This is a genomic window from Paraburkholderia sp. J63 (assembly GCF_905220245.1).
GTDB lineage: Bacteria > Pseudomonadota > Gammaproteobacteria > Burkholderiales > Burkholderiaceae > Paraburkholderia.
The window spans coordinates 55,633-80,168 of record NZ_CAJMZF010000038.1; the positions used below are offsets into that span (position 1 = coordinate 55,633).

22 protein-coding genes are annotated in these 24,536 nt (G+C 61.3%); 15 read left to right on the forward strand and 7 right to left on the reverse strand.

Going from position 1 to position 24,536, the window contains the following annotated elements; genetic code table 11:
- Positions 1-254 precede the first annotated feature (254 nt).
- The gene (locus U5775_RS29925) at positions 255-1,172 is read left to right on the forward strand and encodes a glycosyltransferase family 2 protein (RefSeq protein ID WP_322061736.1); all 918 of its coding nucleotides are present in this window, start codon (positions 255-257) and stop codon (positions 1,170-1,172) included.
- 95 nt (positions 1,173-1,267) lie between these two features.
- Here U5775_RS29925 and U5775_RS29930 read toward each other — a convergent pair whose 3' ends face one another.
- From U5775_RS29930 to U5775_RS29940, 3 genes are all read right to left on the reverse strand, one after another.
- Positions 1,268-3,034 carry a hypothetical protein gene (locus U5775_RS29930; RefSeq protein WP_322061737.1) on the reverse strand — a complete coding sequence of 589 codons (1,767 nt, stop codon included), beginning with the start codon at positions 3,032-3,034 and terminating at the stop codon, positions 1,268-1,270.
- A gap of 360 nt (positions 3,035-3,394) precedes the next feature.
- The gene (locus tag U5775_RS29935; protein WP_322061738.1) at positions 3,395-3,859 is read right to left on the reverse strand and encodes a GtrA family protein; all 465 of its coding nucleotides are present in this window, start codon (positions 3,857-3,859) and stop codon (positions 3,395-3,397) included.
- Positions 3,852-4,934, reverse strand: coding sequence for a glycosyltransferase family 2 protein (locus tag U5775_RS29940; protein ID WP_322061739.1), 1,083 nt, complete (start codon positions 4,932-4,934; stop codon positions 3,852-3,854). The genes U5775_RS29935 and U5775_RS29940 overlap by 8 nt, the downstream gene beginning before the upstream one ends.
- A gap of 355 nt (positions 4,935-5,289) precedes the next feature.
- On the opposite strand from U5775_RS29940, the gene U5775_RS29945 reads away from it, so the two are divergent.
- Complete coding sequence (locus tag U5775_RS29945; RefSeq protein ID WP_322061740.1) at positions 5,290-6,537, forward strand: acyltransferase; 1,248 nt, start codon at positions 5,290-5,292, stop codon at positions 6,535-6,537.
- Positions 6,538-6,741: 204 nt separating this feature from the next.
- Here U5775_RS29945 and U5775_RS29950 read toward each other — a convergent pair whose 3' ends face one another.
- Both U5775_RS29950 and U5775_RS39555 read right to left on the reverse strand, forming a co-directional pair.
- Positions 6,742-7,677 (reverse strand): glycosyltransferase family 2 protein, encoded by a 936-nt coding sequence (locus U5775_RS29950; protein WP_322061741.1) that lies wholly within the window; start codon positions 7,675-7,677, stop codon positions 6,742-6,744.
- 29 nt (positions 7,678-7,706) lie between these two features.
- A complete protein-coding gene (locus U5775_RS39555) occupies positions 7,707-8,099 on the reverse strand; it encodes a GtrA family protein (RefSeq protein WP_415913684.1) in 393 nt (130 codons plus the stop codon).
- 487 nt (positions 8,100-8,586) lie between these two features.
- On the opposite strand from U5775_RS39555, the gene U5775_RS29955 reads away from it, so the two are divergent.
- The 4 genes from U5775_RS29955 to groL all read left to right on the forward strand — a co-directional run bounded on the left by U5775_RS29955 (position 8,587) and on the right by groL (position 13,862).
- Positions 8,587-10,191: a hypothetical protein gene (locus tag U5775_RS29955; RefSeq protein WP_322061742.1), complete on the forward strand. Its 1,605-nt coding sequence runs from the start codon at positions 8,587-8,589 to the stop codon at positions 10,189-10,191.
- Positions 10,192-10,237: 46 nt separating this feature from the next.
- Positions 10,238-11,350 (forward strand): acyltransferase, encoded by a 1,113-nt coding sequence (locus U5775_RS29960; RefSeq protein WP_322061743.1) that lies wholly within the window; start codon positions 10,238-10,240, stop codon positions 11,348-11,350.
- Positions 11,351-11,886: 536 nt separating this feature from the next.
- Entirely contained in the window at positions 11,887-12,177 is a 291-nt protein-coding gene (groES, locus tag U5775_RS29965) for a co-chaperone GroES (RefSeq protein ID WP_137333599.1), read from the forward strand.
- A 44-nt stretch (positions 12,178-12,221) separates the two neighbouring features.
- Positions 12,222-13,862 (forward strand): chaperonin GroEL, encoded by a 1,641-nt coding sequence (gene groL, locus U5775_RS29970; protein WP_322061744.1) that lies wholly within the window; start codon positions 12,222-12,224, stop codon positions 13,860-13,862.
- A 219-nt stretch (positions 13,863-14,081) separates the two neighbouring features.
- Here the strand turns inward: groL and U5775_RS29975 are convergent, their stop codons facing one another.
- Positions 14,082-14,954, reverse strand: a complete 873-nt coding sequence (locus U5775_RS29975; RefSeq protein ID WP_322061745.1) for a hydroxymethylpyrimidine/phosphomethylpyrimidine kinase — start codon at positions 14,952-14,954, stop codon at positions 14,082-14,084.
- A 311-nt stretch (positions 14,955-15,265) separates the two neighbouring features.
- On the opposite strand from U5775_RS29975, the gene U5775_RS29980 reads away from it, so the two are divergent.
- From U5775_RS29980 to U5775_RS30020, 9 genes are all read left to right on the forward strand, one after another.
- The gene (locus U5775_RS29980; protein WP_008342674.1) at positions 15,266-15,436 is read left to right on the forward strand and encodes a rubredoxin; all 171 of its coding nucleotides are present in this window, start codon (positions 15,266-15,268) and stop codon (positions 15,434-15,436) included.
- 355 nt (positions 15,437-15,791) lie between these two features.
- Positions 15,792-17,342, forward strand: a complete 1,551-nt coding sequence (locus U5775_RS29985) for a hypothetical protein (protein ID WP_322061746.1) — start codon at positions 15,792-15,794, stop codon at positions 17,340-17,342.
- A gap of 169 nt (positions 17,343-17,511) precedes the next feature.
- Positions 17,512-18,090 carry a YqgE/AlgH family protein gene (locus tag U5775_RS29990; RefSeq protein ID WP_322061747.1) on the forward strand — a complete coding sequence of 193 codons (579 nt, stop codon included), beginning with the start codon at positions 17,512-17,514 and terminating at the stop codon, positions 18,088-18,090.
- Complete coding sequence (gene ruvX, locus U5775_RS29995) at positions 18,087-18,542, forward strand: Holliday junction resolvase RuvX (protein ID WP_322061748.1); 456 nt, start codon at positions 18,087-18,089, stop codon at positions 18,540-18,542. Before U5775_RS29990 ends, ruvX begins: the two co-directional genes overlap by 4 nt.
- Positions 18,542-19,075 (forward strand): bifunctional pyr operon transcriptional regulator/uracil phosphoribosyltransferase PyrR, encoded by a 534-nt coding sequence (gene pyrR, locus U5775_RS30000; RefSeq protein ID WP_322061749.1) that lies wholly within the window; start codon positions 18,542-18,544, stop codon positions 19,073-19,075. The genes ruvX and pyrR overlap by 1 nt, the downstream gene beginning before the upstream one ends.
- Positions 19,076-19,226: 151 nt before the next feature.
- Complete coding sequence (locus U5775_RS30005; RefSeq protein ID WP_322061750.1) at positions 19,227-20,246, forward strand: aspartate carbamoyltransferase catalytic subunit; 1,020 nt, start codon at positions 19,227-19,229, stop codon at positions 20,244-20,246.
- Between the two features lie 26 nt (positions 20,247-20,272).
- Positions 20,273-21,571, forward strand: coding sequence for a dihydroorotase (locus U5775_RS30010; RefSeq protein ID WP_322061751.1), 1,299 nt, complete (start codon positions 20,273-20,275; stop codon positions 21,569-21,571).
- Between the two features lie 45 nt (positions 21,572-21,616).
- Complete coding sequence (locus U5775_RS30015) at positions 21,617-22,390, forward strand: lysophospholipid acyltransferase family protein (RefSeq protein ID WP_322061752.1); 774 nt, start codon at positions 21,617-21,619, stop codon at positions 22,388-22,390.
- Positions 22,391-22,445: 55 nt separating this feature from the next.
- The gene (locus U5775_RS30020; protein WP_322061753.1) at positions 22,446-23,261 is read left to right on the forward strand and encodes a 2OG-Fe(II) oxygenase; all 816 of its coding nucleotides are present in this window, start codon (positions 22,446-22,448) and stop codon (positions 23,259-23,261) included.
- A gap of 28 nt (positions 23,262-23,289) precedes the next feature.
- On the opposite strand, the gene U5775_RS30025 is transcribed toward U5775_RS30020, so the two are convergent.
- Complete coding sequence (locus U5775_RS30025) at positions 23,290-24,141, reverse strand: symmetrical bis(5'-nucleosyl)-tetraphosphatase (RefSeq protein WP_322061754.1); 852 nt, start codon at positions 24,139-24,141, stop codon at positions 23,290-23,292.
- Positions 24,142-24,536: the final 395 nt, after the last annotated feature.

The following is a 24,536-nucleotide window of genomic DNA, read 5'->3' on the forward strand; positions in this document are numbered from 1 at the left end:
TACCCCACCGAATCAGGCCTGGGCGAGCGACGCTTTTACGTACCTTCGTCGTATTCGAAATTTGACCATGTCAACACGTGATGTTCGACAAGCGCTATGTCGCGCCCCGGTTTTGGAAGGCTAAATGAAAGAATCAATAATGAAATTGGCGGAATTCAGGAAGGTTTATGTAATTAATAAATATGTTGGGTTAAAAAAGGCGTTTTTTAATATTTCTGTGAGCAATTCTTCGAAATTCTGACTCGAGGTGTGGGATGCGGCGCGATTTTGAAGATGCTTGCGGGGTAAGTGTGATAATTCCGCACTACAACAGCCTTGATCTGCTTTGGGTAGCCATAGAATCGATATCCAGCCAAACCATTGTTCCGCGCGAAATTATTGTTATAGACGACGCATCGGGGTTGCAGTTCGACTTGCCGAGTCGTTGCGGGGACGGGATTGCCCTGCGCCTGATACGCGAGAGCGTGAACCGGGGGGCGGCTTGGTGCCGAAACCGGGGCATCGAGGAGGCCGCCGGCGATCTGATTGCTTTTCTGGACGCGGATGACCGTTGGCTGCCGAACAAGCTTGAACGATGTATCGCCGCGCTCGGGCCCAAGCCGGCCGAGAGCGAGGTGAAGGTGTTGTTCAGCAATGTCGTGCTAATCGATGGAAGCCGGCGCGTGCTCGGCAACCGGTCTCCCTATGATGGTCAGCCGATGTTCGATTTCATCCTGCTCGAGGGCGGCTACGTTCAGACTTCGTCCATCATGATGTGGCGTCATCAGTATCCGTTGATTCGCTTCGATGGATCGTTGCGTCGACATCAAGATTGGGATTTTGCCATTAATGCCGAAATGGCGGGCTGCGCATTTATCTATGTGCACGACGCGTTGGTGGAGTATTCGTTAAGTGGAAGCCCAAAGCGGATATCGCGGGAAACCAATTGCGAGCCGAGCCTGGTATTTTTTGAAAAATACGACAGATATATGTCGAGAGGACATGCATCCTCGTTTATATTCAATGTGCTGATTTACAAGAATCTGAATATGCTTCTAAGACTCAATATTATCGAAAGAATCATATCGAGAGAGGTGGTCATTCCGGGTAAGGGTTGGTGGCTGTTGTTCGTAAAGTTGATTATCGGAAGGGATGGTGTGAATCTGATCAAGCGGCTGACGTGGAAGATCTGAATCCGCGAGCAGATCGACTCGATGTATTCGGTGCTTCGCCCTGCTACCCGGCGGCATGACGCCGCCGGGTAGCAGGGCGAATGGTTTAGAGCCGGCTATTGGGTCGCGCCGCTAAACTTGTAAAGCCAGGCAGGCGTGCCCTTCAGCGGTACCCAGCCAGGACCGGGCTGAATTTTTGGCATCGACAGCGACACGACCGCTCGCGCTCCGGCTTGAGAGAATGCCTTCATGACCTGCTCGCGTTGTTGCGGCGTGAGCTTCGTCCAGAACATCTCGCTATAGTCCGGCCACGGGTTTGCGTCTTGACGATCAAAGCGGGTGAGGTCCTCGGGCTCGATGCGGTACGGGAGAGCGCCGAATTCGGCAACGATGCGCAAGCGTGAGACATAGGCCCAACTGACCCTGACAGCAGGGTAGGTGTCCCGGATCACGGCCACGGGGTCGCCCGGTCGTAATCCCGAGGCGGTCAGCGCCTCGGCGATCTGCCAGCGTGGGTCTTCGTGAAAGTCTGCATGATGAAGCGCCCCCTTGAATGAAACTGCATCGGTAGCCGCAAGTTCGCCGAGCGCGCCCGCGCCATAGATCAGGACGAGCGCCGCGGTGAGCAGGCGACGGGCGGGCAGCGTCACATCGAGCAAGGGCGCGCAGGACAGCAGCGCAACGATCATGATGAACGCACTGAGATAGCGCTCCTCGACATGAACGAGAAAATAAGCCCCAAAGCCTCCGATGGTCGGCAACAGCAATGGCCAGGTTCGAATCGCTGTCTTGGCGAGCGACGTTCGCCATGACCGCTTGACAAGAGGTAACAACAAAGCCAAGACGACTGCCAGGGCGATCGGGTGTTGCCGGAGTATCTGCTGCAAGCTCCACAGCGATCGGCCCATTGCGATGACTTCGAGTTTCAAGCTGAAGAACGACCGGAAGCCTTCGTACCAGTATGCGACGTCGTTATAGGGAGGGTAGGTCGTGTGGAAGGGCGTCCCAAAGCCGAAGGCCGGCAAGCCCGCGACAAGCTGAGTGGTCGGGTGGATTGGCCGGCCGAATGGCTGCGGTCCGCCTTGCCAGTTGGTCATATGGGGCATATCGTTCACATGCCACGGGACATTCAAGGCGCCGGAGGCACCCAGCGTAAATTCGCCATAGGACCAGGAGATCCCGGCCACATAGATGGCAAAGAACACGCCGAAGGTTCCCACCACCACGCCGAACGAACGCCACAGGCCGCCCCTCGCGCAGCAATAGATGAAAAGGGTAAGCACGAACAGGCAAGCGAAAGGCGTGAATACCCCTTTTACCCAGACGCCGATGCCGAGGACGAGGCCGAGCAATATCGCCGTTACCAGGTCGCGCCGCCGGATCAGCGAGAGAAGCAGGCTCGAACCCAGAAGGAAGCCCGTGGTCACGAGCAAATCCGGACACACGGCCGAAACGCTATCGAGCGCCAGGCAAGAACCGAGAAAAACGCAAACCCCGATCCAGATCGTAAATGGATGCTGGATCAGTGCGAGTGAACGCGGCCAATACAGGGCGAAGGCGCTGCGGATCAGGCCACGCCACGATGCATAAGCGATCAGATAGATCAGCCAGTTGACGGCCGTTATCGCATACCATTCGCCCTCTGGAGTCGGAGGGGCCAGCGCCCGGCCGGCTGCAACTAGTGCGGGATAGCCTGGATTCCAGAAAGGGTTGAAAATCTCCCGCCAATCGATGTGCGTGACGGCCCAACTGACATTCAGATAGGAAATCCAGTCGCCGTAGTATTGCGTCCGACCGTAAAGTCCTTCGACGATACCGAGCGCACCGATGACGATCCAGGAAAGGATGAGATGTACATTGCCCGGCGACCATTTTATTGCCATGTAGCACCTCTGTTTTTGCAGCCTGAAGGTCAGATTAATAAGTGGGGAGTTAATCCGCGATGGTCTGGGCGAGCTACCGCTGCAACACACGAAACAATTCGGAATCCATAACGCATTTCTGAATTCCCGATTCTCCGTTAGGTGTTGGCGCGGTGTTGCACAACGGCCGGACGCATCGCGTATGCCCCGTGCGGGCAGGCACGCGACGAATGTAGCCGGCGAGCGCTAACCTCTCTGTGCGTTGGGCAACGCCGTTTTCGATCGAACGAATCGGATCAACGGCGTACGCCCTCGCACAATTTCAGTGCGTTCATCCTTCAACGTGCTTTATCGGCGTATCTCGTTGGCTTTGGCGTTCCATCAACCGCCGGGCTCATTGATATCAACGGCCGGCAAGTTGCTCATCGATACCTTGGAAACCGCATTGCCGCGGTGGCTCTGCTCGTTGAACGTCCACGTTGAGTTGAGCAGATAGGTCAGGCCGAGAACGAGGGCGGTCGTGACCAGTTGTGCAATCAGGTAGTTCAACCCTGGAATTGCCATGAAGAGCTTCATGCACACGCCGTTCATCAGCACGCCAAGCAACGCGATCATGGCAAACTTCGGTGCGGTCGACAGAGGATGGCTATGGCTTCGGAACGTGATCCGGCGGTTGAGCGCGTAGTTGACGATTGCGCCGATGGTCGCCCCGGCCATTGAACTGAGCGCGGGCGACGCGTAACCCGAACGCACCATCGCGATCAGAACCGCGTACTGCGCGCCGGTACCGATTGCACCGACGCAGGCATAGACCGCAAACCTTCGCGCCATGCGCAGATCAGGCATCGCTGGCGCCTGCGGATTGATAGCGGTTGCGGATCAGGTAAACCGGCCGGTTCTTCGATTCGTAGTAGATGCGGCCGATGTATTCGCCAAGCACGCCTATCCCGATCAATTGAACGCCTCCGAGCAGGAGGACGGCCGAAATCAGTGACGCGTAGCCTGGTACGGCGACCCCTTGAATCAGGGTTCGCGCAATGAGGAACGATGCATAAATAAATGCGCCGAATGCCACGAAGCTGCCGACGTAAGTCCATACACGAAGCGGCAGCGTGCTGAAACTCGTGAAGCCCTCCAGAGCGAAGTTCCAGAGTTTCCAGCCAGAAAACTTCGACCTCCCGGCGAGCCGGGACTCGCGCACGTATTCGACGACTGCAGTCCGGTAACCGACCCAGGCGAACAGGCCCTTCATGAAGCGGCGTGTCTCGGGAAGCTGTTTGAGCGCGTCCACGACCTCCCGGGTTATCAAGCGGAAGTCCCCCACGTTTTCCGGAATCTTCGTATCGCACACGGCGTTGTGCATCCGGTAGAAAATCGCCGCGGTCTGGCGCTTCAGGAAAGAGTCGGTGAGCCGGCTGACGCGTTTGGCGAGAACGACGTCATAGCCTTCCCGCCATTTCTCGACCAGCAACGGAATGATTTTGGGCGGGTCCTGCAAATCGGCATCGAAAGGGATCACAATGGCGCCGTGCGCTTCGTCGAGCCCAGCCGAGAGCGCGGCCTCCTTGCCGAAATTGCGCGTCAGATCGATTACGCGGATGCGGCTATCTTCATTCGACATGCCTATCAGCATGCGGAGCGTGTCGTCGCGGCTGCCGTCGTTGACGCAGACGATTTCGAACTGCGTTCCGTCGATCGCTTCGAGTACGGGAATCACCTCGCTGAAAAATGCCCTGATCATCTCCTCCTCGTTGTAGAACGGCACGACGAGCGACAGGAGACAAGGTTCGTCCACTGCGGGCGCCTCTGCCAGCGAGGGGTTGGACCGGGCAATCGTGTCACGCGCCGCTGCCGGCGGGATTAGCGCTTCCCTCAGAAGAGTTTCCGGAACCAGAAAGTGAGGGCGGCCGACATAGTCCATGGTGACCTCGCGAAGATACCGCGGTTGTCCGACTGGCGTAACGATTTCATCGCAAGCGTCTTTTGCGGCTTGCCCCGGCGGTATGTCCGTTCAGGACTTGCCGCAAACCAGAGCGCCTGACCGGCAGGCGCTCATGCATTCAAAGTCTAGAGCGATGCGCGCACGCGGTTCGTGCGCTCGGCCACACTGGCCGCCGTCGCGGTGCTTCATTGGGCAGGCCCGCATATTGACTGGGACCGTCGTGAATAAATAGGGCCAGCACGACGTAAAACCGGAGATTTCACGGCTTGCACCCAATGAGCGCCGCATAACACATCGAGGCAGCTTTCCGATTTTTCGCCACGGGAAGACGCGTATGCTGACTCCAGCCCGGCGTAGCGCTGGCTTTGCCATGAGGTCGAAAAAAATGATAGCCCCGACTAGCCCGCTTCCCGTTATTGTTGCACTGCTCCTTGCACTGGGTACGGTCAGGGTTTTGATCTGGCGATTTGGCGCTCCGAAATCGGAAGGGCGCTTCATGACGATTGACGGATTGAGAGGGTATCTGGCTTTTTTTGTATTCATGCACCATTCGTGCATATGGTTTTTCTACATCAAAACCTCCGACTGGCAGCCTCCCCCATCAAATTTCTTCACGGGCCTGGGGCAGAGCAGCGTAATTTTATTTTTTATGATTACCAGCTTCCTTTTTTCCACAAAAGTAATCGAAGGAAAGAAAAAGGGTGTGGACTGGATCAGGCTCTATGTATCCAGGCTTCTTCGTCTCGTGCCGCTATATCTCTTTGCAATGGCGCTGCTATTCGTGACGGTAGCCGTTGTTTCACATTTCGCCCTGAACGAATCCCCGAAGGCGCTGGCAACCGATGCTTTGAGATGGATAGGGTTTTCGTTTCTCGGCGTACCAGACCTGAATGGCGTTGAGGGAACGCGACTGATTTTGGCCGGGGTAACGTGGTCGCTTCCTTACGAATGGGCGTTTTACCTCTGCCTCCCGCTGCTGTCGCTCGCGATTGGCGCTATTCCGGCATTCCCGATCCTGATGATCGGGATCGTCGGTATTCTTGGGTTCATGCGGCTCCATGCATCGCCGTTGTTCCTGGAGATTTTTTTGAGCGGAACCGTGACGGCGCTACTTGTTCGTAGCGCACGATTTCGGCGGATTGCTCAAAGCAAAGTATCGTCGGTGATTGCCGCCATATCGATAATTTCGGCGCTTACACTTTTCCCGACGTCCTACTCGCACATCCCGGTCGCATTGCTTTCTCTGAGCTTTGCCCTGGTCGCAGGTGGGGCCACGCTATTCGACGCATTGATCAGCCCGCTCTCTCGCGCACTCGGCGAGATGGCTTACAGCATTTATCTGCTTCATGGATTCGTCCTGTTTGTGCTTTTCAATTTCATCTCCGGAGAAAAGTATTCAGGAATGCCGTCCCCTTTGTGGCACTGGGCTTTGATTTTCTCAGTAACGCCGGTTCTTGTTTTGATTTGCTTTGCGACTTTCCATTTTATCGAAAAGCCGCCGATGCGATGCACGGACGGAGTGGTCAGATGGATTCGCCGGATGATGCTCACGAGGCGCGTCGTTTTGAACGAGCCTCTTTAGTCTGACGAAGGAGCGGGGCGAGGGCGCAAAGAAGCTGTGGCTTCCTGGGATCGCTGGCAGGTTGTGACCGGCGCCGCGTAGCTCCGCGTGCACGCGCCGCCTCCCAGAAACGTTCTGGCCAGCAGCTCGTCGACGCGTTCGGGTAGGCGCGCCGAATGCCTGAATGGGACATCAGGGCCGAGCGCGCCGCGACCTTGGTTGGACTTAAAGGGTGGTCTCGACAATAAAGCGTGGCCGCTGCTTGGTCTCGGAGTAGATCTTTGCGACATAGCCACCGATGACGCCGAGAAACAAGAGTTGCAGGCCGCCGAGAAAGTACATTGGGATCACGGTCGATGCCCAGCCCGGGACGCTCAAGTTCGTGAACAGCCGGATGAAAATCGCCCATAACCCGATCAGCAACGCGCCTACCGAAATACACGCGCCGACGTACGCGCTCCACTGGAGGGGCTTCGACGAAAACGACGCAATGCCGTCGAATGCAAAGGCGAGCATCTTGTGGAGCGGGTACTTGCTTTCGCCGGCGAATCTTGCATTGCGTTCGTATTTGACGATGGCCGTACGGAACCCGAGCAACGGAATGATGCCGCGCAGGAACAGGTTGACCTCGCGAAAATCCCTCAAGGCGTCGAGCGCGCGCCGGCTCATCAAACGGTAGTCCGCATGATCGGGAAGGATCTCCACGCCGAAACTGTGCAGGACCTTGTAATACGTCTGCGCGGTGAAGCGCTTGAAGAAGGTGTCGGTGACTCGGCACGAGCGCACCCCGAATACAACATCGGCACCATCGCGATGGGCCTCGAGCATGCGAGGGATTGCGCCCACGTCGTCCTGGAGATCGGCGTCGAGGCTGATAACCACATCGCCCTGTACGGACATCAGTCCCGCGAGCAGGGCATTCTGATGCCCGCGGTTGCGGGAAAGCTTGATACCCCTGACCCGAGGATCGGCGGCGTGCAGAGATTCAATGGTTTGCCACGTGCGATCACGGGACCCGTCGTCAATAAACGTGATTTCACTTTCGGGACCGATCGCACCGTCGGCAAGTAGCCGATCCATTTGCGCAAGAAGCTGCCGGGTCGTCTCCGGCAAGACTTCCTCTTCGTTGAAGCACGGAATCACGAGGTTGAGGCGCAACATCGCTTGCTCCTGTCCACCTGGTTATATGGCTAGCGAGCCATGGAAACGGGAAATGCGTATACGCGAGATCCAACGTAGGCGAGCAACGTATAGGTCACCATTCCCGCTATCTGCGGCACCAAATTGCTTCGCCCGAAGTGCTCACCGAGCTGCAAGACGACGATGAGATTGGCCGCGTATGCTACGAGACAAACAAGGATGTACCGTATCAGGCCTTTACTGGCCGCTCCGCGATGCCGAAACGTCCATGTCCGGTTGAGCAGGAAGCTGCACAGGAAGCCCACGGCATAACCTATTGCATTGGCAGCTGCGGCGCTTGCGTTGAGGAGCCGTAGCGCTATCCAGATGACCGTCAGCCCGACTATCGTATTGGCGACTCCCACCATCAAGTAGCGCACCATTGAGCTACGCAAGATCCACATCTACCTCACCCCAAATAAGAAAATCGTCTTGCGCCGCCTGAGCGGAATCTCGACCGCGCTGCATGCGCGCCTACTATACAGATGAAACCTATCGCTTATCGCAGCTGGCGTTCGTGCGCCAGCCAACACCCGGAGCAGGTCCGCCAGGCCCCTGCGCTGGGGTTTATAAGCGCCCGGCCAAACAGGGCCGGGTGAGTGCCTCCTGGTCCGTTTGCGGCCGAAAAAATAAGGGCCTCCATCGCGTCATCGGGCAGTTCGCCCGACTCCCTGCCTGCTTCAGTTGGATACCAGACATACACGTCTGAGCAGCGTGCCTAATTTGGCGGGATGTTTCATTGCATCGAAGCCGACCGAAAAATGCGTGTGTAGCACGAGACGGATTCCGCAGTGCGTCTCTAGAGGCGTGAAGGCCCGATCCATTCCGGGGGCCTCCTTCGAAACAGCGTTAGCGCTGGTGTTTCATTCTCCAACGGACGAAAGGGCCCTCATGGACGAGACGTTGACCAAACAATTTGGAACCGAACCCTTCGCAATCCAGTGGACACGGGTCGTAAGGGTGTTGTTTGTATCGACAGTGCTGTATGGCGGTCTGCTGTTCTGGCTCGCACCGCGCCTGCCGATGTGCGATCTCCCTCAGCATGCGGCTCAAGTCGCCCTCATGCATGATCTGGTCGACGGTGTTTCGCCGTGGCGGGACCTGGTGCGCATCAATTATTTCACACCGTACCTGACGGCCTATGGCGTCTCTCTCGCGCTGAGTTACTTGATGCCGGTGAACGTGGCGCTCAAGGTCGTACTCACGGTGGCGTACTACGCGTTCGTGCTCTCCTGTGTGATGCTCCGCCGCCGTTTGGGTGGCGACGAAAGACTCGACTGGCTGTTTATTCCCGCATTCTTCGGATTTGCGTTCGCGTGGGGCCTTTTCACTTTTCTGGTCGCAGCGCCCATTGGTCTGATGTTCATCCTGGTGGCGCATCGATATGCCGCCGCACCCAGCTTGAGAGGCGCGATCGTTATCGTAGGGGGTGGGGTGATCACCTTCTTCTCGCATGGTCTCGTTTTTCTGTTTTCGTGCCTGATCGGCTTCGGGTTTCTGGCCATAAGGAAAAAGAAGATTTCCCGGCTGGCTTATGAGTCCATCCCGTTCGCCATGCTCGGGATTCTCACCGTGGTCTATGCCTTAATGACGCGGGAAAGCGATCCCTTGCTTTCACTTTCTTCCTATCTTCCCGGTGTTCACTGGGACTCGCTGAGCCGGCGATGGGTTATCTTTCCTCTCTACACATGGACCTCCGAAAGTTCCCTTTCCCGAAACGCGCTATTTTCCCTTTGCACGCTTTTAATGTTCGCGGCGCCGTGGGCATTGCGTGACCGGATCAACTGGCGAAACCCTTCCGCTCTTGTCCCGGTGGCGGTAGTGGGGCTCATCTACCTCGCCGCGCCGACGGTAGCGATGAAGACATACTTCCTTGCCGAGCGGTTTGCCGTCTTTCTGCTTCCGGCGTATGCCCTCGCATTCTGCGCGATGCGTCCGTGGCCTTTGGCAACGAGAAATGCGGGTTTTCGGGCCGTGTCTCGCTCGAAGATGACGATTCTCGCCTCGGCTGCCATGATGTTGAGTTGCTGGGCTTTCTTTGCTGTACAGACCGTGCGTATCCATCGTTTTGCCGATGAAAGCAAGCCGTTCGAGCGGATCATGAACCTTGCCGAACCCGGGCAGCGAGCGTTTTTCATCGTATTCGACCGTAATAGCCAGGCGTTCCATACGTCCATAACGTACGGAAACTATCCCGCGTGGTATCAGGCTGAACGGCACGGTTTTGTCGATATCAATTTCGCCTGGTTCCTGCCGCAGATCGTCCGCTTTCGCTCGGATAGATTGCCCCCGTCGTCGCCGATGTTCGATCCGGGCGGGCGCGATTCGGTGAAGAGGTTCGATTGGGCGTCGTATAACGGCAAGCTCTATCGTTACTTTTTTGTTCGTAACCCACAGCCGTTACCATTGAACTATTTTAAAAATCAGGATTGCCAGGTGAATCTCGTTGCGAAGGACGCCGACTGGTCCTTGTACGAACGGGGAAAGTGCCGGTGATTTCAGGCACGGGCTGCCAAAAACCTTGCGAACGCGAAAACCAGCCATGTACGCCAAACACCTCAATACGCTGACTTCGCTGCGCTTCTTCGCGGCGTCGATGATCGTCGTGCTGCATATGAACGGTACGTTCTGGAAACCGGTCGGGATTCAGGGCTTTGCGACGGGCGTTTCGTTTTTTTTCGTGCTATCGGGATTCATACTCAGGCTCGTCTACGGCGAGCTGGGAACGGTCGATCGGGTCAAGCGCTTCTACGCCGCCCGCATTGCACGGATCTGGCCGACGCATCTGCTCTCGATCGTGCTGCTGCTTGCCGTCACGCATGATGCGTTACCGTCGTGGAAGGTCGTGATTGCCAACGTGCTCCTGCTGCAAAGCTGGGTGCCTCATCTCTACTGGTACTTTTCATTGAATGGCGTGGCATGGAGCATTTCCACCGAGCTGTTCTTTTACGCAGTTTTCCCGCTACTCACATGGCGTCTCGTCAGGACGTGGCCGATAAAAGTCATTGCCACAATCAGCGGTATTGCAGTGTGCTCGCTCGCCTACCAGATATTGCGCCCGGAAAACAGTGACGAAGCTAACCTGCTTCTCGCCGGCCTTCTCTACATCAATCCGTTGGCGCGGGTGTTTGAATTTCTTGTCGGCATGCTCGCCGCGACGCTCTATTTGAAGGTCACGCCAGATATCAAAGGATCGACGGCCGTATGGACTGGGATGGAAATCGGCGCGTGCGCACTCGTTGGCCTTTGTATTTCCTGTGCCTGGCCAGTGAGTCAGGCGTTGATGCCGATTGCACCTCAAGCTGCGGAATGGGTATTGCAGAGCGGCAGTTTCTGGGCGCTTGCATTGCTCATTTTCATCTTTGCATTTGGGCGAGGCGCACTGAGTGTGCTGCTTGGCAAGAGGCCGTTCGTTTTTCTTGGGGAGATCAGCTTTGCCGTCTATATGCTGCATCAGATCATCCTCCGGGGCATGGAGGAACATCTGCGCGGTTTCATCTCCGCTCATTCTCATGCTGCTGCGACTTTCTTTGCCATTGTCACGCTCGCTGCGGCCGCCGCTACATTCCAATATTTCGAGCGGCCAATAAGAAACGCCGTCATGCGACGGCTAAGACGATCGAACGGCATTGCGACGGAGGCAGTCCAGACCTGATAAGTTCTGGCGGTCCGTCGCCCCGACTTGATTTCCCTCCCTTTTGGCTCCCGTCGTAGTCAGATGGGGTCAGATATTCTGGTGGACCTTCTGGAACAGACGGCGCTGGGGCGCGTTCGCTTGACTCGTGCCCCGATCGCGGTCGTGGATTTCCCTGGGTGCGCCGAAATGTCGTGACGCGCTGGCCGCTTCGTCGCGTGATAAAGCGCTGCCCAGACATATCCTGGCTCCCGACGCACGTTGTCGCCAGACTGCACTATTTCATTGTTTTAATTGAGAAATTGGCGCGCGCCGCCACTCGCCACCCGGTAGTCCAGGCACCACCCCGGCCGCCGAAGATCCCCGCTCCGGGCGAAATCCCGTCCCCAAAAAAAGCCATCCGGCCCGTTCTTGAATTTGTCACCACCCGTCCATATAATTAGCACTCACCGCATGAGAGTGCTAACAACTCTGGTGCTAAAACATCGCTGGCTGGCGGTTGTCGTCAGCCAGGTTTTCTTGAGTCTCTTCAAGTCCCAATCAACAGAGGAACATCCATGAACCTTCGTCCTTTGCATGATCGCGTGATCGTCAAGCGCCTGGATCAAGAAACCAAGACCGCTTCGGGCATCGTGATCCCGGACGCAGCGGCAGAAAAGCCGGATCAAGGCGAAGTCCTGGCAGTCGGCCCGGGCAAGCGTGACGACAAGGGCGCCCAGATCGCGCTCGACGTCAAGGTCGGCGACCGCGTCCTGTTCGGCAAGTACGCTGGCCAGACCGTCAAGGTCGATGGCAACGAACTGCTCGTGATGCGCGAAGAAGACATCATGGCCGTGGTGCAGAAGTAAATTCCGCCCACCGCACATTCATCAAGAATTCAAGGAGTTAGAAGATGGCAGCTAAAGACGTCGTGTTCGGCGATTCCGCCCGTTCCAAGATGGTTGAAGGCGTGAACATTCTCGCCAACGCAGTGAAGGTCACGCTGGGTCCGAAGGGCCGCAACGTGGTCCTCGAGCGCTCGTTCGGCGGCCCGACGGTCACCAAGGACGGTGTCTCGGTCGCAAAGGAAATCGAGCTCAAGGACAAGCTCCAGAACATGGGCGCGCAAATGGTCAAGGAAGTCGCTTCCAAGACCAGCGACAACGCCGGTGACGGCACCACGACCGCAACGGTTCTGGCCCAGTCGATCGTCCGTGAAGGCATGAAGTACGTCGCATCGGGCATGAACCCGATGGACCTGAAGCGCGGCATCGACAAGGCCGTCGCAGCAGCCATCGAAGAGCTGCGCAAGGTCAGCAAGCCCTGCACGACCAACAAGGAAATCGCGCAAGTCGGCTCGATCTCGGCAAACAGCGACACGTCGATCGGCGACCGTATCGCTGAAGCGATGGACAAGGTCGGCAAGGAAGGCGTCATCACCGTCGAAGACGGCAAGTCGCTGCAAGACGAGCTCGAAGTCGTCGAAGGTATGCAATTCGACCGCGGCTACCTCTCGCCGTACTTCATCAACAACCCGGACAAGCAAGTCGCCGTGCTGGAAAGCCCGTTCGTTCTGCTGTTCGACAAGAAGATTTCGAACATCCGCGATCTGCTGCCGGTTCTGGAACAAGTCGCGAAGGCTGGCCGTCCGCTGCTGATCATCGCTGAAGACGTCGAAGGCGAAGCACTGGCTACGCTGGTCGTCAACAACATCCGTGGCATCCTGAAGACCGTCGCTGTAAAGGCTCCGGGCTTCGGCGACCGTCGCAAGGCCATGCTGGAAGACATCGCGATCCTGACCGGCGGTCAAGTCATCGCGGAAGAAACCGGCCTCACGCTCGAAAAGGCAACGCTGAACGAACTCGGTCAAGCGAAGCGCATCGAAGTGGGCAAGGAAAACACGACGATCATCGACGGCGCTGGCGAAGCCGTGAACATCGAAGCGCGCGTGAAGCAAATCCGCACGCAAATCGAAGAAGCGACCTCGGACTACGACCGTGAAAAGCTGCAAGAGCGCGTTGCCAAGCTGGCAGGCGGCGTGGCAGTGATCAAGGTAGGAGCCGCGACCGAAGTCGAAATGAAGGAAAAGAAGGCACGCGTGGAAGACGCGCTGCACGCAACCCGCGCTGCCGTTGAAGAAGGCATCGTCCCGGGCGGCGGCGTCGCGCTGATCCGTGCACGTACGGCAATCGCCAGCGTGAAGGGCGCCAACGCAGACCAGGACGCCGGTATCAAGATCGTCCTGCGCGCAATGGAAGAGCCGCTGCGCCAGATCGTCACGAACGGCGGCGAAGAAGCGTCGGTGGTCGTGGCAGCGGTTGCGGCTGGTCAAGGCAACTACGGCTACAACGCAGCGACCGGCGAGTACGGCGACCTGGTTGAAGCCGGCGTGGTCGACCCGACGAAGGTCACGCGCACTGCGCTGCAAAACGCAGCTTCGGTCGCAGGCCTGCTGCTGACGACGGACGCAGCCGTTGCTGAAGTGCCGAAGGAAGATGCTCCGATGCCTGGCGGTATGCCCGGCGGCATGGGCGGCATGGGCATGGATATGTAATTGCGATCCGGAGTTGGCGCTTCAGCGCCTACTCCGGTCTCATGCAGAGCAAGGCTTAGGCCGGTATTACGTTGAAGTGCAGGGGGCACGCCGAAAGGGGTGCTTCCGGCCTGAACAAAAAACCCGCAGCGATGCGGGTTTTTTTACGTTTATACGGTCTGGATCGGATGAATCGCGCGGGTGAGTTTGCCAATCCCGCGCCGACCCTTTAGCGCCGCTTCAATGCCGCGCTTCACCCGAGGGCGGCGCATCGTCGGAATCGCCCGGCGACGCTTCGCCATTCTCCGCATCATTACTCCGCGCCCAAAAAAAACGATCCGGCATCCACGCCCCCATCCCCGGCCGGAACGCGTTCTGCAGGGCCTGATACAGATACTCCTGCGCCTCGCGCACCGCTTCGGGCGGCTCCTGGCCGTTTGCGAGCAGCGCGGCGATCGCCGAGCCCAGTGTGTCGGCGAGCCCCATCATCGGCTGGTTCGAGCGGTCCCAGAAGTCCTGGCGCAACTGGCCCTCTTCGCTATAGAGCGTGTTCACCACGCGGTGCGAGCCCGTCTCCATCGAGAGGACGTATTCGCAGCCGGTGGCGAGCAGTTGCGAGATGGCGGCGTCGATGCTGGGCGCTTCCGCATCGCCGTCAGGTTGCGCGAGCGCGAGCAACACCGAGACGTCGGCGACGAGCACCGTGGTCTGCGGCACGAGCAGATCGGTCACGACTTCGCGCAGTTCATCGGCGGCGAGCACGTGCTCGTCGTCGAGCGTGAAGTCGGGCGCGACGATGAGGGGAATCTCGTCGTAGTCGGCGACCACTTCGGCGATGGCGCTCACCACCTCGGCGCGCGTGCCCGCGCCGACCTTGAACGCCGACACGGGCATGTCTTCGAGCAACATGCGCGCCTGGGTCGCGACGGTTTCGGGATCGAGACCGGTGACTTCGTCGCAGCCCGCCGAGTCGCGCACGGTGTAGCCGGTGAGCACGCTCACGCCGTGGCAGCCCATGCTGGCGAGCGTGAGCAGGTCGGCCTGCAGGCCGCCGCCGCCGGTCGGATCGGAAAGGCCGAAGGTAAGGACGATGGGAGGGGTGTCGCCGGACATGAACGTTGACGGGAGAGTTGGGTTGGCTCGCTGCGGGTGCAGATGTATGCAGTGCCGGCGCCGCTATGTCCGGCGCCGACGGTTCAATTATGCAGCCTGGCGGCGCTTGCGGGGGACGGATGACCTGCCGCGCGCGAGGGATTTTCTCGTTTTGACAGAGCGCCAGGTGCCGGCCTCGAGTGCGGGCACAGTTGCTAGGCATAGAAACGGCAACACGGTACCATCATGGCTCTTGTTTTCCCGGCAGTTTTCCCGACCGTCCGCGGCACGTGCACGCGGCGGTTTTTTGGACTTTTCGACGCGGCATAAGAATGGAATATAGAAGCTGGATGTGCCTGATCTGCGGCTGGATTTACGACGAAGAAGCCGGTTTGCCAGACGAAGGCATCGCGCCCGGCACGCGCTGGGAGGATGTTCCCATTAACTGGACTTGCCCTGAGTGCGGCGCACGCAAGGAAGACTTCGAGATGGTCCAGATCTGAGGCGTCTGGTGCGCGGCCGTTGCTGCGTTTCGTTGCCGGTCTGCTTGTGGTTGCGCTTGCAGGCGGCCCGCATGACGCTTTGATCGTCGCCTGCTGTACGTACCGCTTTATGGATGTGACTGCGCCGGGTGCCGGATCATCAGCCGCTTACGTTTAGTACCGTTTTCAAACGTTGCGCAGGCACGTTGTGCTGGCGCTTTGGTGCAGGGCGCCGCGCGAGCCCTCGCGGCGCGTAAATTGCTACGCCTCTCCCCGGTGCCTTGCGTCTGATTTCGCCGGTATTCGCGCGAGGCAGCCGGCCAACTGGCCGGTTCGCTGCTATCGCAATCGCATCGCAATTGTTCCTGGCGGTCTCATGAGTCTTCATACGACATCGGTCGCCCGTTTCGAAGCGCTGCCCAATCCGCGTGGCGGGCATGTGCCGTTCGCGCGCGGCGCGCTGGCTCAGGCGCTTGCCGCGCTCGACGAGCAGCGCGATGTCGCGCGGCCACTGCGCCAGGCGGCGCGCACGCTGCGCGACGCGGGCTGGCTCGCGGCGGCGCGTTTCGCCGACACGCTGCTGCTTGCCTCGCCGCTCGCGCTGGCGGCGTCCACGCCTGCGCCGCTGCCGCCCGGCATGCCGCCGCGGCCCGCGCACGATCATGACGGTTCCGACGACAACGGCATTCGCGAGGCGTTTCGCGACGCGCTAGCCGATCTCGCCGATGCGCTCGAGCGCCATAATCTGCGCGAGCTGGCCTGTTCGCCGGCGCTCTATGCGCGCCAGCGCGTTCTTGTGGACGCCCTGGCGGAGCACGCTCCCGGCGTCGCGCTCGCCTACGAGGATGTCGCGCTGCACGGCCGGCCCGTCGCGGTCGCCACGCTGCGCGCGCAGCCTGCACAGCGGCTCGCGCAGGCCCGCGCGCGCTACGAGGCGGCGCTGCTGCCCGCACTCAAGGCGCGCAACGGCAACGGCAGCCGCGCGGCGGACGCGCTTGCCCAGGCCGCGTTCGGCGAGATGGACGCGTGCTTTGCGGAACTCGCAAGCGCCGACCCCTACGACTTCTGGCGTCTCGCATCGGCTTGCGGCCGGGTGCTGCGGCGCGGCGCGACGACCTGGGGCGATGAGGAAGTGCGCCGTTTCTACGCGCGTTGCAACCTGCTGATCGGCGAGCACGCACACGGCTTGCGCATCGCGCCGCAGTCGTTCGTGCGCATGGCGCTTGCGCTCTTGTGGCGCGACTACGCGCTCTTCGGCGCCGCCGCGGAAGACACCGACGACGTCGATCTGCTACGCGACTACGGCCTGACCGTGGACTGGCACGTGGCGGGCACCCAGGCCTCCGAGGCGCTTTGGGAAGCGGACAGCGCGCAGGCCGATGCACTGGCGGCGCGTGTTGCGCCCGCGCGCGAGCTGGGCGCGCTCGTCGTGAACGGCAACGCCTACGAAGATTTCCTGCAGACCGCCGATGCCGCGATGCTCGAACTCGGCACCGCAGCCCGCGCGCTGTCGCTGCGGCCTGCAGGCGCGCCGGCCGATCCCGCGGCGGCACTCGTCGCGGCGGATGCGGCGTACCGCATCGGCGCGGCAGCGTGGGCGCTCGGGCTCGGCCACGTGGGCCTGCTCGCCGACGCGCTCGGCCTTGCCTGGCGGCGTTCCGCGCACGCGGCGGCCGCTGCGGGAGCGCAAACGGCATCGGTAGCGATGGCCGGGGCGACCGTGGCGGCGCCCGCCAGCGAGGCGATCGAGCACGCGAACGAGGCATTGCGCGCGATGCTGCACAAGGTGGCGGCGGGCGTCGCGCAACCCGACGCTGTCGCCGCGGTGCGCGCGCTTGGCGCGGCAATTGCGGCGGGCACAAGCGTCACCACCGGCGCAAGTGGCGCACTTGCCGCGGGCGCGGCGGCGCCACTCACCCCGCGTTGAGCCGCATCGCCTTGCCCGCCATGTCCAGCAAGCCCCGGCCGCCTTGCAGCCGTGTCGCCTGCGCATGGTAGAGTGATCCATTCTCCGTGCCACGGGCGCGGCCCGAGGGGCACCCGGAAGGCGTCGCAGCCCGCCGCCATTCCGCATCGTCTTTGCTAGAATTCAAACCATGTCCAAGAGTAACGATCGCATCAATCTGACCAACCAGTTCCTGATCGCCATGCCCAGCATGGCGGATCCCACGTTTTCAGGAACGGTGGTCTACCTTTGCGATCATTCCGAGCGCGGCGCGCTCGGCCTCGTCATCAATCGTCCCACCGACATCGACCTCGAAGCGCTGTTCTCGCGCATCGACCTCAAGCTCGAAATCGAACCGCTCTTGCACGTGCCCGTCTATTTCGGCGGCCCGGTGCAGACCGAGCGCGGCTTCGTCCTGCACGCGGCCAAGTCCGGCACGAACTACACCTCGTCGATGTCGGTGCCCGGCGGCCTCGAAATGACCACGTCGAAGGACGTGCTCGAAGCCGTGGCGAGCGGAACCGGTCCCGAGCAGTTCCTGCTCACGCTCGGCCATGCCGGCTGGGGCGCGGGCCAGCTCGAAGACGAAATCTCGAAGAACGGCTGGCTCACCGTTGAAGCCGATCCGAAGATCGTTTTCGACGTGCCCGCCGAGGAGCGCTTCGAAGCGGCGCTCGCGCTGCTCGGCATTTCGTCGACGATGCTCTCGGGCGAGGCGGGCCACGCATGAGCGTGGCCGCGGGGCGAGGCGCCGCCGAGGCGACCTTGCTGGCGTTCGACTATGGCGAAAAGCGCATCGGCGTGGCGCTCGGCAACGCGCTCACGCGCAACGCCCGCGCGCTCACCGTGATCCAGAACCGCAGCCAGGCTTGGCGTTTCGAAGCCATCGGCGCGTTGCTACGCGAGTGGCAACCCGACGTACTCGTGGTCGGCCTGCCGAGCCATCCGGACGGCGCGCCGCACCTCATGACGCAGCTGGCCAAACGCTTCGGCAATCAACTGAACGGCCGCTTCAACCTGCCCGTGAGATGGGTGGACGAGCGCTATTCCTCCGTCGACGCCGAAGCGCGCCTGCGCGAGCGCGGTGAGCGCGCGGAGCACGTGGACGCCGAAGCGGCCTGCGTGATCCTCCAGCAGTACTTCGACGAGATGGTCGACGAACCCCCGCCCCAATTCCCGTGATGAACACACCCGACGCCGAGGCGCTGTACCGCGCCGTTCTCGAGCAGATCCGCGCGGCTTACCCGGCCGATGCTTTCAGCGCGCCTGACGACGCACCTGATGGCGTGGCGATCGCCGGCATCCACAGCGGCGGCGCCTGGCTTGCCGAACGCCTTGCGCGCGATCTCGGCGCGGCGCAGTGGGGCGTTGTGAACGTCGCGCTGCACCGCGACGATTACGCGAAAAAGGGCCTGCACAGCCAGGCGAGCCCGACCGCGCTGCCGTTCGAGGTGGAGGGCCGCCGCATTCTGCTCGTCGACGATGTGCTGCATACCGGGCGCACCGTGCGCGCGGCGCTCAACGAGCTCTACGACTATGGCCGGCCCGCGTCGGTGGAACTGGCCGCGCTCGTCGACCGTGGCGGACGCGAACTGCCCGTGGCGGCGCGCTTCGTGGGAGGCGAGTTGCAACTGGACCCGGACTCGACGCTCGTGCTCGAGCGCACCGACGATGGCCGCTTCGCATTGCGCATCGAGCCTCGCGAGGCGCAGTAAGCGCGCTCGCCGCACGAACGAGACGCGACCCAGGATCAACCCGGCGCCTGGAACACCCAGAGCGCCGACCAAACCCGATTCAAATCCAACACCGGTCAGACCCGGCTAGATCGAACGAGATCGAGCCAGATACCAGCGCAGGAATTTCGCGATGAACACACAGCCCACGCCGGCACCGGCAGCACCGGACGACAAGCGCTTTCGCTACGGTTTTCTCAAGGGCAATCCGCAGCTCACGAAGAGCGGCGAGCTCAAGCATTTGCTCTCGATCGAAGGCCTGCCGCGCGCGATCCTCACGCACATCCTCGACACCGCCACGCAGTTCGTGAGCGTGACCGACCGCGACGTGAAGAAGGTGCCGCTGCTGCGCGGCAAATCGGTATTCAACCTGTTCTTCGAGAACTCCACGCGCACGCGCACGACCTTCGAGATCGCGGCCAAGCGTCTCTCGGCGGACGTGCTGAACCTGAACATCAACGCGTCCTCGACGAGCAAGGGCGAGTCGCTGCTCGACACCATCGGCAACCTTTCGGCGATGCACGCCGACATGTTCGTCGTGCGCCACGCGTCGAGCGGCGCGCCGTATCTGATCGCCGAGCATTGCGCGCCGCACGTGCACGTAATTAACGCCGGCGACGGCCGCCACGCGCACCCGACGCAAGGCCTGCTCGACATGTACACGATCCGCCATTACAAGCGCGATTTCACGAACCTGCGCGTGGCGATCGTCGGCGACATCCTGCACTCGCGCGTCGCGCGCTCGGACATCCACGCGCTCACCACGCTCGGCGTGCCCGAAGTGCGCGCGATCGGCCCGCGCACGCTGCTGCCGGGCGGACTCGAGCAGATGGGCGTGCGCGTGTTTCATAACCTCGACGAGGGCTTGAAGGACGTCGACGTCGTCATCATGCTGCGCCTGCAGAACGAGCGCATGAGCGGTGCGCTGCTGCCGTCGGCGCAGGAGTACTTCAAGAGCTGGGGCTTGACGCCCGAGCGGCTCGCGCTCGCGAAGCCCGATGCGATCGTGATGCACCCGGGGCCGATGAACCGCGGCGTCGAGATCGACTCGCAGGTCGCGGACGGGCCGCAGTCGGTGATCCTCAACCAGGTGAGCTTCGGCATTGCGGTGCGCATGGCGGTGATGGGTATCGTCGCCGGTAACCACGATTGAACTGGCAAGAACAAAAAGGGCAGCGCATGAAGATTCATATTCAAGGCGGCACGCTGGTCGATCCGGCGAGCGGCACAGAAGCACGGCAGGACGTATATATCGCGGACGGCAAGATCGTCGCGCTCGGCGCCGCGCCCGCCGACTTTCACGCGGATAGAACGCTCGACGCGAACGGCCTGATCGTCGCGCCGGGTCTCGTCGACCTGAGCGCGCGGCTGCGCGAGCCGGGCTACGAGCACAAGGCCACGCTCGACTCGGAAATGAACGCGGCACTCGCGGGCGGCGTGACGAGCCTCGTGTGCCCGCCCGACACCGACCCGGTGCTCGACGAAGCGGGCTTGATCGAGATGCTCAAGTACCGCGCGGGCAAGCTCGAACGCGCGCACGTGCATCCGCTCGGCGCGCTCACGGTCGGCCTCAAGGGTGACGTGATCACGGAGATGGTGTCGCTCACCGAGGCCGGCTGCATCGGCTTCACGCAGGCGGACCGGCCGATCGCCGACACCCAGGTTCTGCTGCGCGCGCTCCAGTACGCGAGCACCTATGGCTACGCCGTGTGGCTGCGCCCTCAGGACGCGTATCTCGCGAAGGGCGGCGTGGCCGCGAGCGGGGCGCTGGCGTCGCGCCTCGGGCTTTCGGGCGTACCGGTGAGCGCAGAGACCATCGCGCTGCACACGCTCTTCGAGCTGATGCGTGTGACGGGCGCGCGCGTGCACGTGCAGCACCTTTCGTCGGCGGCGGGCGTCGCGCTTGTGCGCGAGGCGAAGGCCGAAGGTCTGCCCGTAACATGCGACGTCACGGCCAATCACATGCATCTGATCGACATGGACATCGGCTACTTCGACGCGCAGTTCCGGCTCGATCCGCCGCTGCGCCAGCAACGCGACCGCGAAGCGATACGCGCGGGTCTCGCCGACGGCACGATCGACGCCATCTGCTCGCAGCACACGCCCGTGGACGACGACGAAAAGCTCCTCCCGTTTGCCGAAGCGACGCCGGGCGCGAGCGGACTCGAATTGCTGCTCTCGCTCACCGTGAAGTGGGCGCAGGAAGCCGGCGTGCCGCTCTCAAAGGCGCTTGCGCAGATCACCTCGGCGCCCGCTGCGGTGATGCAGCGCGTCGATCGCGGAGTGGGGCGCATCGAAGTGGGCGCGCGGGCCGACCTCTGCGTATTCGATGCGAACGCGCATTGGCGCGTCGAGCCGCGCGCGCTCAAGAGCCAGGGGCACAACACGCCGTTCCTCGGCTACGAGCTGCCCGCCGTGGTGCTCGCGACGCTGGTGGCGGGGCGCATCGGCTTCGAGCGTCACGCCGGGCATCATTGAGGATCATCGAACGCACTCGCGACCGCCATCGAATCTCGTACCGCCATGAGCCTCTTTATCCGCAAAGCCCGACTGCTCGGGCACCTGCTGCGCGGCGCCTGGACCGTCGGCGTGCGCTTTCCGCGCGCCACGCCCGAGGCGCGCCACGCCATGAACCGCGCCTGGTCGCTCAGGATGCTCGAGCTGTGCGGGATGAAGCTCGTCGTGCATAACGACGCGGCGCGGCTCGACGCGGGCGCGCTCGTCGTCAGCAATCACATTTCGTGGATCGACATCTACGTGATCAACGCGTGGCGGCCGACGCCGTTCGTCTCGAAGGCCGAGATCCGCCACTGGCCGCTGATCGGCTGGCTCGCGCAGAATCTGGACACCGTGTTCATCGAGCGCGAGAAGCGCAGCGACGCGCGCCGCATCATGCACGAGCTGGCGGCGCGCCTCGAACGCGGCGAGCTGATGTGTGTGTTTCCCGAGGGCACGACCACCGACGGCTTCGCGATCAAGCCGTTCCATTCGAACATGTTCCAGGCGCCGGTATCGGCGGGCAAGCCGGTGCAGCCGATCTGCATTCTGTACGAGGATGCGCAGGGGCGGCAGTCGGCGGCGCCCGCGTATATCGACGACGTCTCGCTCAAGCAGTCGCTCGACGCGCTGCTCAAGGCCGGACCGATCACGGCGCATGTGTATGTGGGCGAGGCGATCGAGCCCGGTGATGATCGGCGCAAACTCGCGGCGCGCGCGCAGGAAGCGGTGGGGGCGGCGCTCGATGCGATGCGCACCCCGACGCGCGCGCAGGGCAGTGGAGTGGCGCAGCGGGTTTGACGGTTGCGACCCCCATCATCATCGAATTCAGAACATCGAACATGGGACAGCCATCATGGATCGTACGGAACTGGGCGCGCACATTGCAGCGCGTCTCGAGGCGGAAGGCGCACGGTTGCGCGAGCAATGGACGCAGACGGCGCCCATCAACCATTTCCACATCGACGACGTGCTCCCGGAAGACGTCGCCCGCCAGATTCGCGCGGCCTTTCCCGATACGTCGGAGATGATGCTGCGCAAGAGTCTGCGCGAGCTCAAGTATGTGTCGGCGCAGGTGGATGCGCACGCGCCGCTGCTGGAAGAGATCATTTTTGCGTTCCAGATGCCGCGCGTGGTCGAGCTCGTGAAGGAGATCACGGGCCTGCGCTCGCTCTATCCCGACGAACATCTCTACGCCGGCGGCATTTCGGTGATGGGCCCGGGGCACTTCCTCAACCCGCATCTCGACAATTCGCACGACAAGGACCGCGAGCACTATCGCGTGCTGAATCTGCTTTATTACGTCTCGCCGGAGTGGTCGCTCGAGAAGGGCGGCAACCTGGAGGTGTGGCCGAACGGCACGAAGGCCGATCCGGTGACCATCGTGAGCCGCTTCAATCGCCTGGCCGTGATGGCGACCAGCCAGCATTCATGGCATTCGGTGTCGAAGAATGCGAGCGCGGAGCAGCGCTGCTGCGTGTCGAACTACTATTTCTCGGATCATCCCGTGGGCGATGATGCATATTTTCACCCCACGTCGTTCCGGGGCCGGCCCGAGGAGCCCGTGCGCGATGTGTTGCTGCAGGCCGATGCGGCGGCGCGTTCGGCCATCCGCAGGGTGTTCCCCAAAGGCGTGAAGGCTACGACGCACGTTTATAACAAGAAGCGTTGAGCCCACGTTGACGGGGCGCGGCGCCCGCTCAACCCGAGGTCGCGCGGCAGTTCGAGCAAGGTACCTGGGTGAGCACGCGCTGGTGCGGATCGGCCTGCAGGCTGACCGCCGAAAGGCGCGCGCCCCAGACGCACCCCGAGTCGAGGCCGATCAGATTCTTGCGTAACGTCAGGCCTAGCGCCGCCCAGTGGCCGAACACGACCGTGACGTTATCGGTCCTGCGCCCCGGCACGTCGAACCACGGCATGAAGCCCGGCGGCGCGGAATCCAGCCCGCCGCTCGTGGAGAAGTCCATCGCGCCATCGGCGTTGCAAAAGCGCATGCGCGTGAGCGCGCTGCAGGTGATGCGCAGCCGCTCGACGCCTTTCAGATCCTTAGACCAGCGGCTGGGCTCGTTGCCATAGAGCCCGGCGAGCGCTTCCTTCCAGTTATCCCCGCGCAGTGCCTTTTCGAGATCGTGCGCGAGCTCCAGCGTGAGATCGACATCCCATTGCGGCAGCACGCCGGCGTGCACCATCAGCATGCCCTGGTCGAAATGCGCGATCGGACGATGGCGCACCCAGTGCAGGAGATCCTTGGCGTCGGGAGCGCTGAGGATGTCGTCGATGGTGTCGCCTTTCTTCGACTTGCGGATGCCCGCCGACACGGAAAGCAGATGCAGGTCGTGATTGCCGAGCACGGCCACCGCGCGATCGCCGAGCGCGATCACCTCGCGCAGCGTCTCGAGCGAATCGGGGCCACGATTGATGAGATCGCCCGCGAACCAGAGCGGCGTATCGGAAGAGGGGCCGGCTTTGGCCAGCAACTCGCGAAACGGAGTGAGACAGCCCTGAAGGTCGCCGAAAGCGAGGGGCGGCGGGAACGACGCGTGCTTGGTCATCGAAACGAAAACGGGTGCGTATCAACTACGGATGAGTGTGACAGAGTGTCAGGGCAAGAGAGTGACGGTATCACACGACGACGATTGCGGTATGAGCGCCGCTGAATTGTCGTGTTTGTTCGGCCGCAAATTGACAGGGGCGAGCAATCGAATTTCCGTGGTCCGAACGGAAATCGTTGGAAATTGTCAAGCTGTTTCAAGATGTTAGAGGGATGGCTTTCGTTCAAGCTGCCCGTATAATTGCCGTTACAAAATCAGAGTCAGAAGTATGCTGCATGGATATAGGCAGGCGCTGTTTCCCCCCACTTCCATTTGCAGCGTCCTTTCGAGCGTCTGGCTACGGGGCCACGCCAGATCTGCCTCAAATCTCGCGCTAAAAAGGAGTTCCATGATCC

Coding starts and splice junctions, on each gene's coding strand:
- U5775_RS29925 (WP_322061736.1), top strand. CDS start 255: ATGCGGCGCGATTTTGAAGATGCTTGCGGGGTAAGTGTGATAATTCCG.
- U5775_RS29930 (WP_322061737.1), bottom strand. CDS start 3,034: ATGGCAATAAAATGGTCGCCGGGCAATGTACATCTCATCCTTTCCTGG.
- U5775_RS29935 (WP_322061738.1), bottom strand. CDS start 3,859: ATGCCTGATCTGCGCATGGCGCGAAGGTTTGCGGTCTATGCCTGCGTC.
- U5775_RS29940 (WP_322061739.1), bottom strand. CDS start 4,934: ATGGACTATGTCGGCCGCCCTCACTTTCTGGTTCCGGAAACTCTTCTG.
- U5775_RS29945 (WP_322061740.1), top strand. CDS start 5,290: ATGCTGACTCCAGCCCGGCGTAGCGCTGGCTTTGCCATGAGGTCGAAA.
- U5775_RS29950 (WP_322061741.1), bottom strand. CDS start 7,677: ATGTTGCGCCTCAACCTCGTGATTCCGTGCTTCAACGAAGAGGAAGTC.
- U5775_RS39555 (WP_415913684.1), bottom strand. CDS start 8,099: ATGTGGATCTTGCGTAGCTCAATGGTGCGCTACTTGATGGTGGGAGTC.
- U5775_RS29955 (WP_322061742.1), top strand. CDS start 8,587: ATGGACGAGACGTTGACCAAACAATTTGGAACCGAACCCTTCGCAATC.
- U5775_RS29960 (WP_322061743.1), top strand. CDS start 10,238: ATGTACGCCAAACACCTCAATACGCTGACTTCGCTGCGCTTCTTCGCG.
- groES (WP_137333599.1), top strand. CDS start 11,887: ATGAACCTTCGTCCTTTGCATGATCGCGTGATCGTCAAGCGCCTGGAT.
- groL (WP_322061744.1), top strand. CDS start 12,222: ATGGCAGCTAAAGACGTCGTGTTCGGCGATTCCGCCCGTTCCAAGATG.
- U5775_RS29975 (WP_322061745.1), bottom strand. CDS start 14,954: ATGTCCGGCGACACCCCTCCCATCGTCCTTACCTTCGGCCTTTCCGAT.
- U5775_RS29980 (WP_008342674.1), top strand. CDS start 15,266: ATGGAATATAGAAGCTGGATGTGCCTGATCTGCGGCTGGATTTACGAC.
- U5775_RS29985 (WP_322061746.1), top strand. CDS start 15,792: ATGAGTCTTCATACGACATCGGTCGCCCGTTTCGAAGCGCTGCCCAAT.
- U5775_RS29990 (WP_322061747.1), top strand. CDS start 17,512: ATGTCCAAGAGTAACGATCGCATCAATCTGACCAACCAGTTCCTGATC.
- ruvX (WP_322061748.1), top strand. CDS start 18,087: ATGAGCGTGGCCGCGGGGCGAGGCGCCGCCGAGGCGACCTTGCTGGCG.
- pyrR (WP_322061749.1), top strand. CDS start 18,542: ATGAACACACCCGACGCCGAGGCGCTGTACCGCGCCGTTCTCGAGCAG.
- U5775_RS30005 (WP_322061750.1), top strand. CDS start 19,227: ATGAACACACAGCCCACGCCGGCACCGGCAGCACCGGACGACAAGCGC.
- U5775_RS30010 (WP_322061751.1), top strand. CDS start 20,273: ATGAAGATTCATATTCAAGGCGGCACGCTGGTCGATCCGGCGAGCGGC.
- U5775_RS30015 (WP_322061752.1), top strand. CDS start 21,617: ATGAGCCTCTTTATCCGCAAAGCCCGACTGCTCGGGCACCTGCTGCGC.
- U5775_RS30020 (WP_322061753.1), top strand. CDS start 22,446: ATGGATCGTACGGAACTGGGCGCGCACATTGCAGCGCGTCTCGAGGCG.
- U5775_RS30025 (WP_322061754.1), bottom strand. CDS start 24,141: ATGACCAAGCACGCGTCGTTCCCGCCGCCCCTCGCTTTCGGCGACCTT.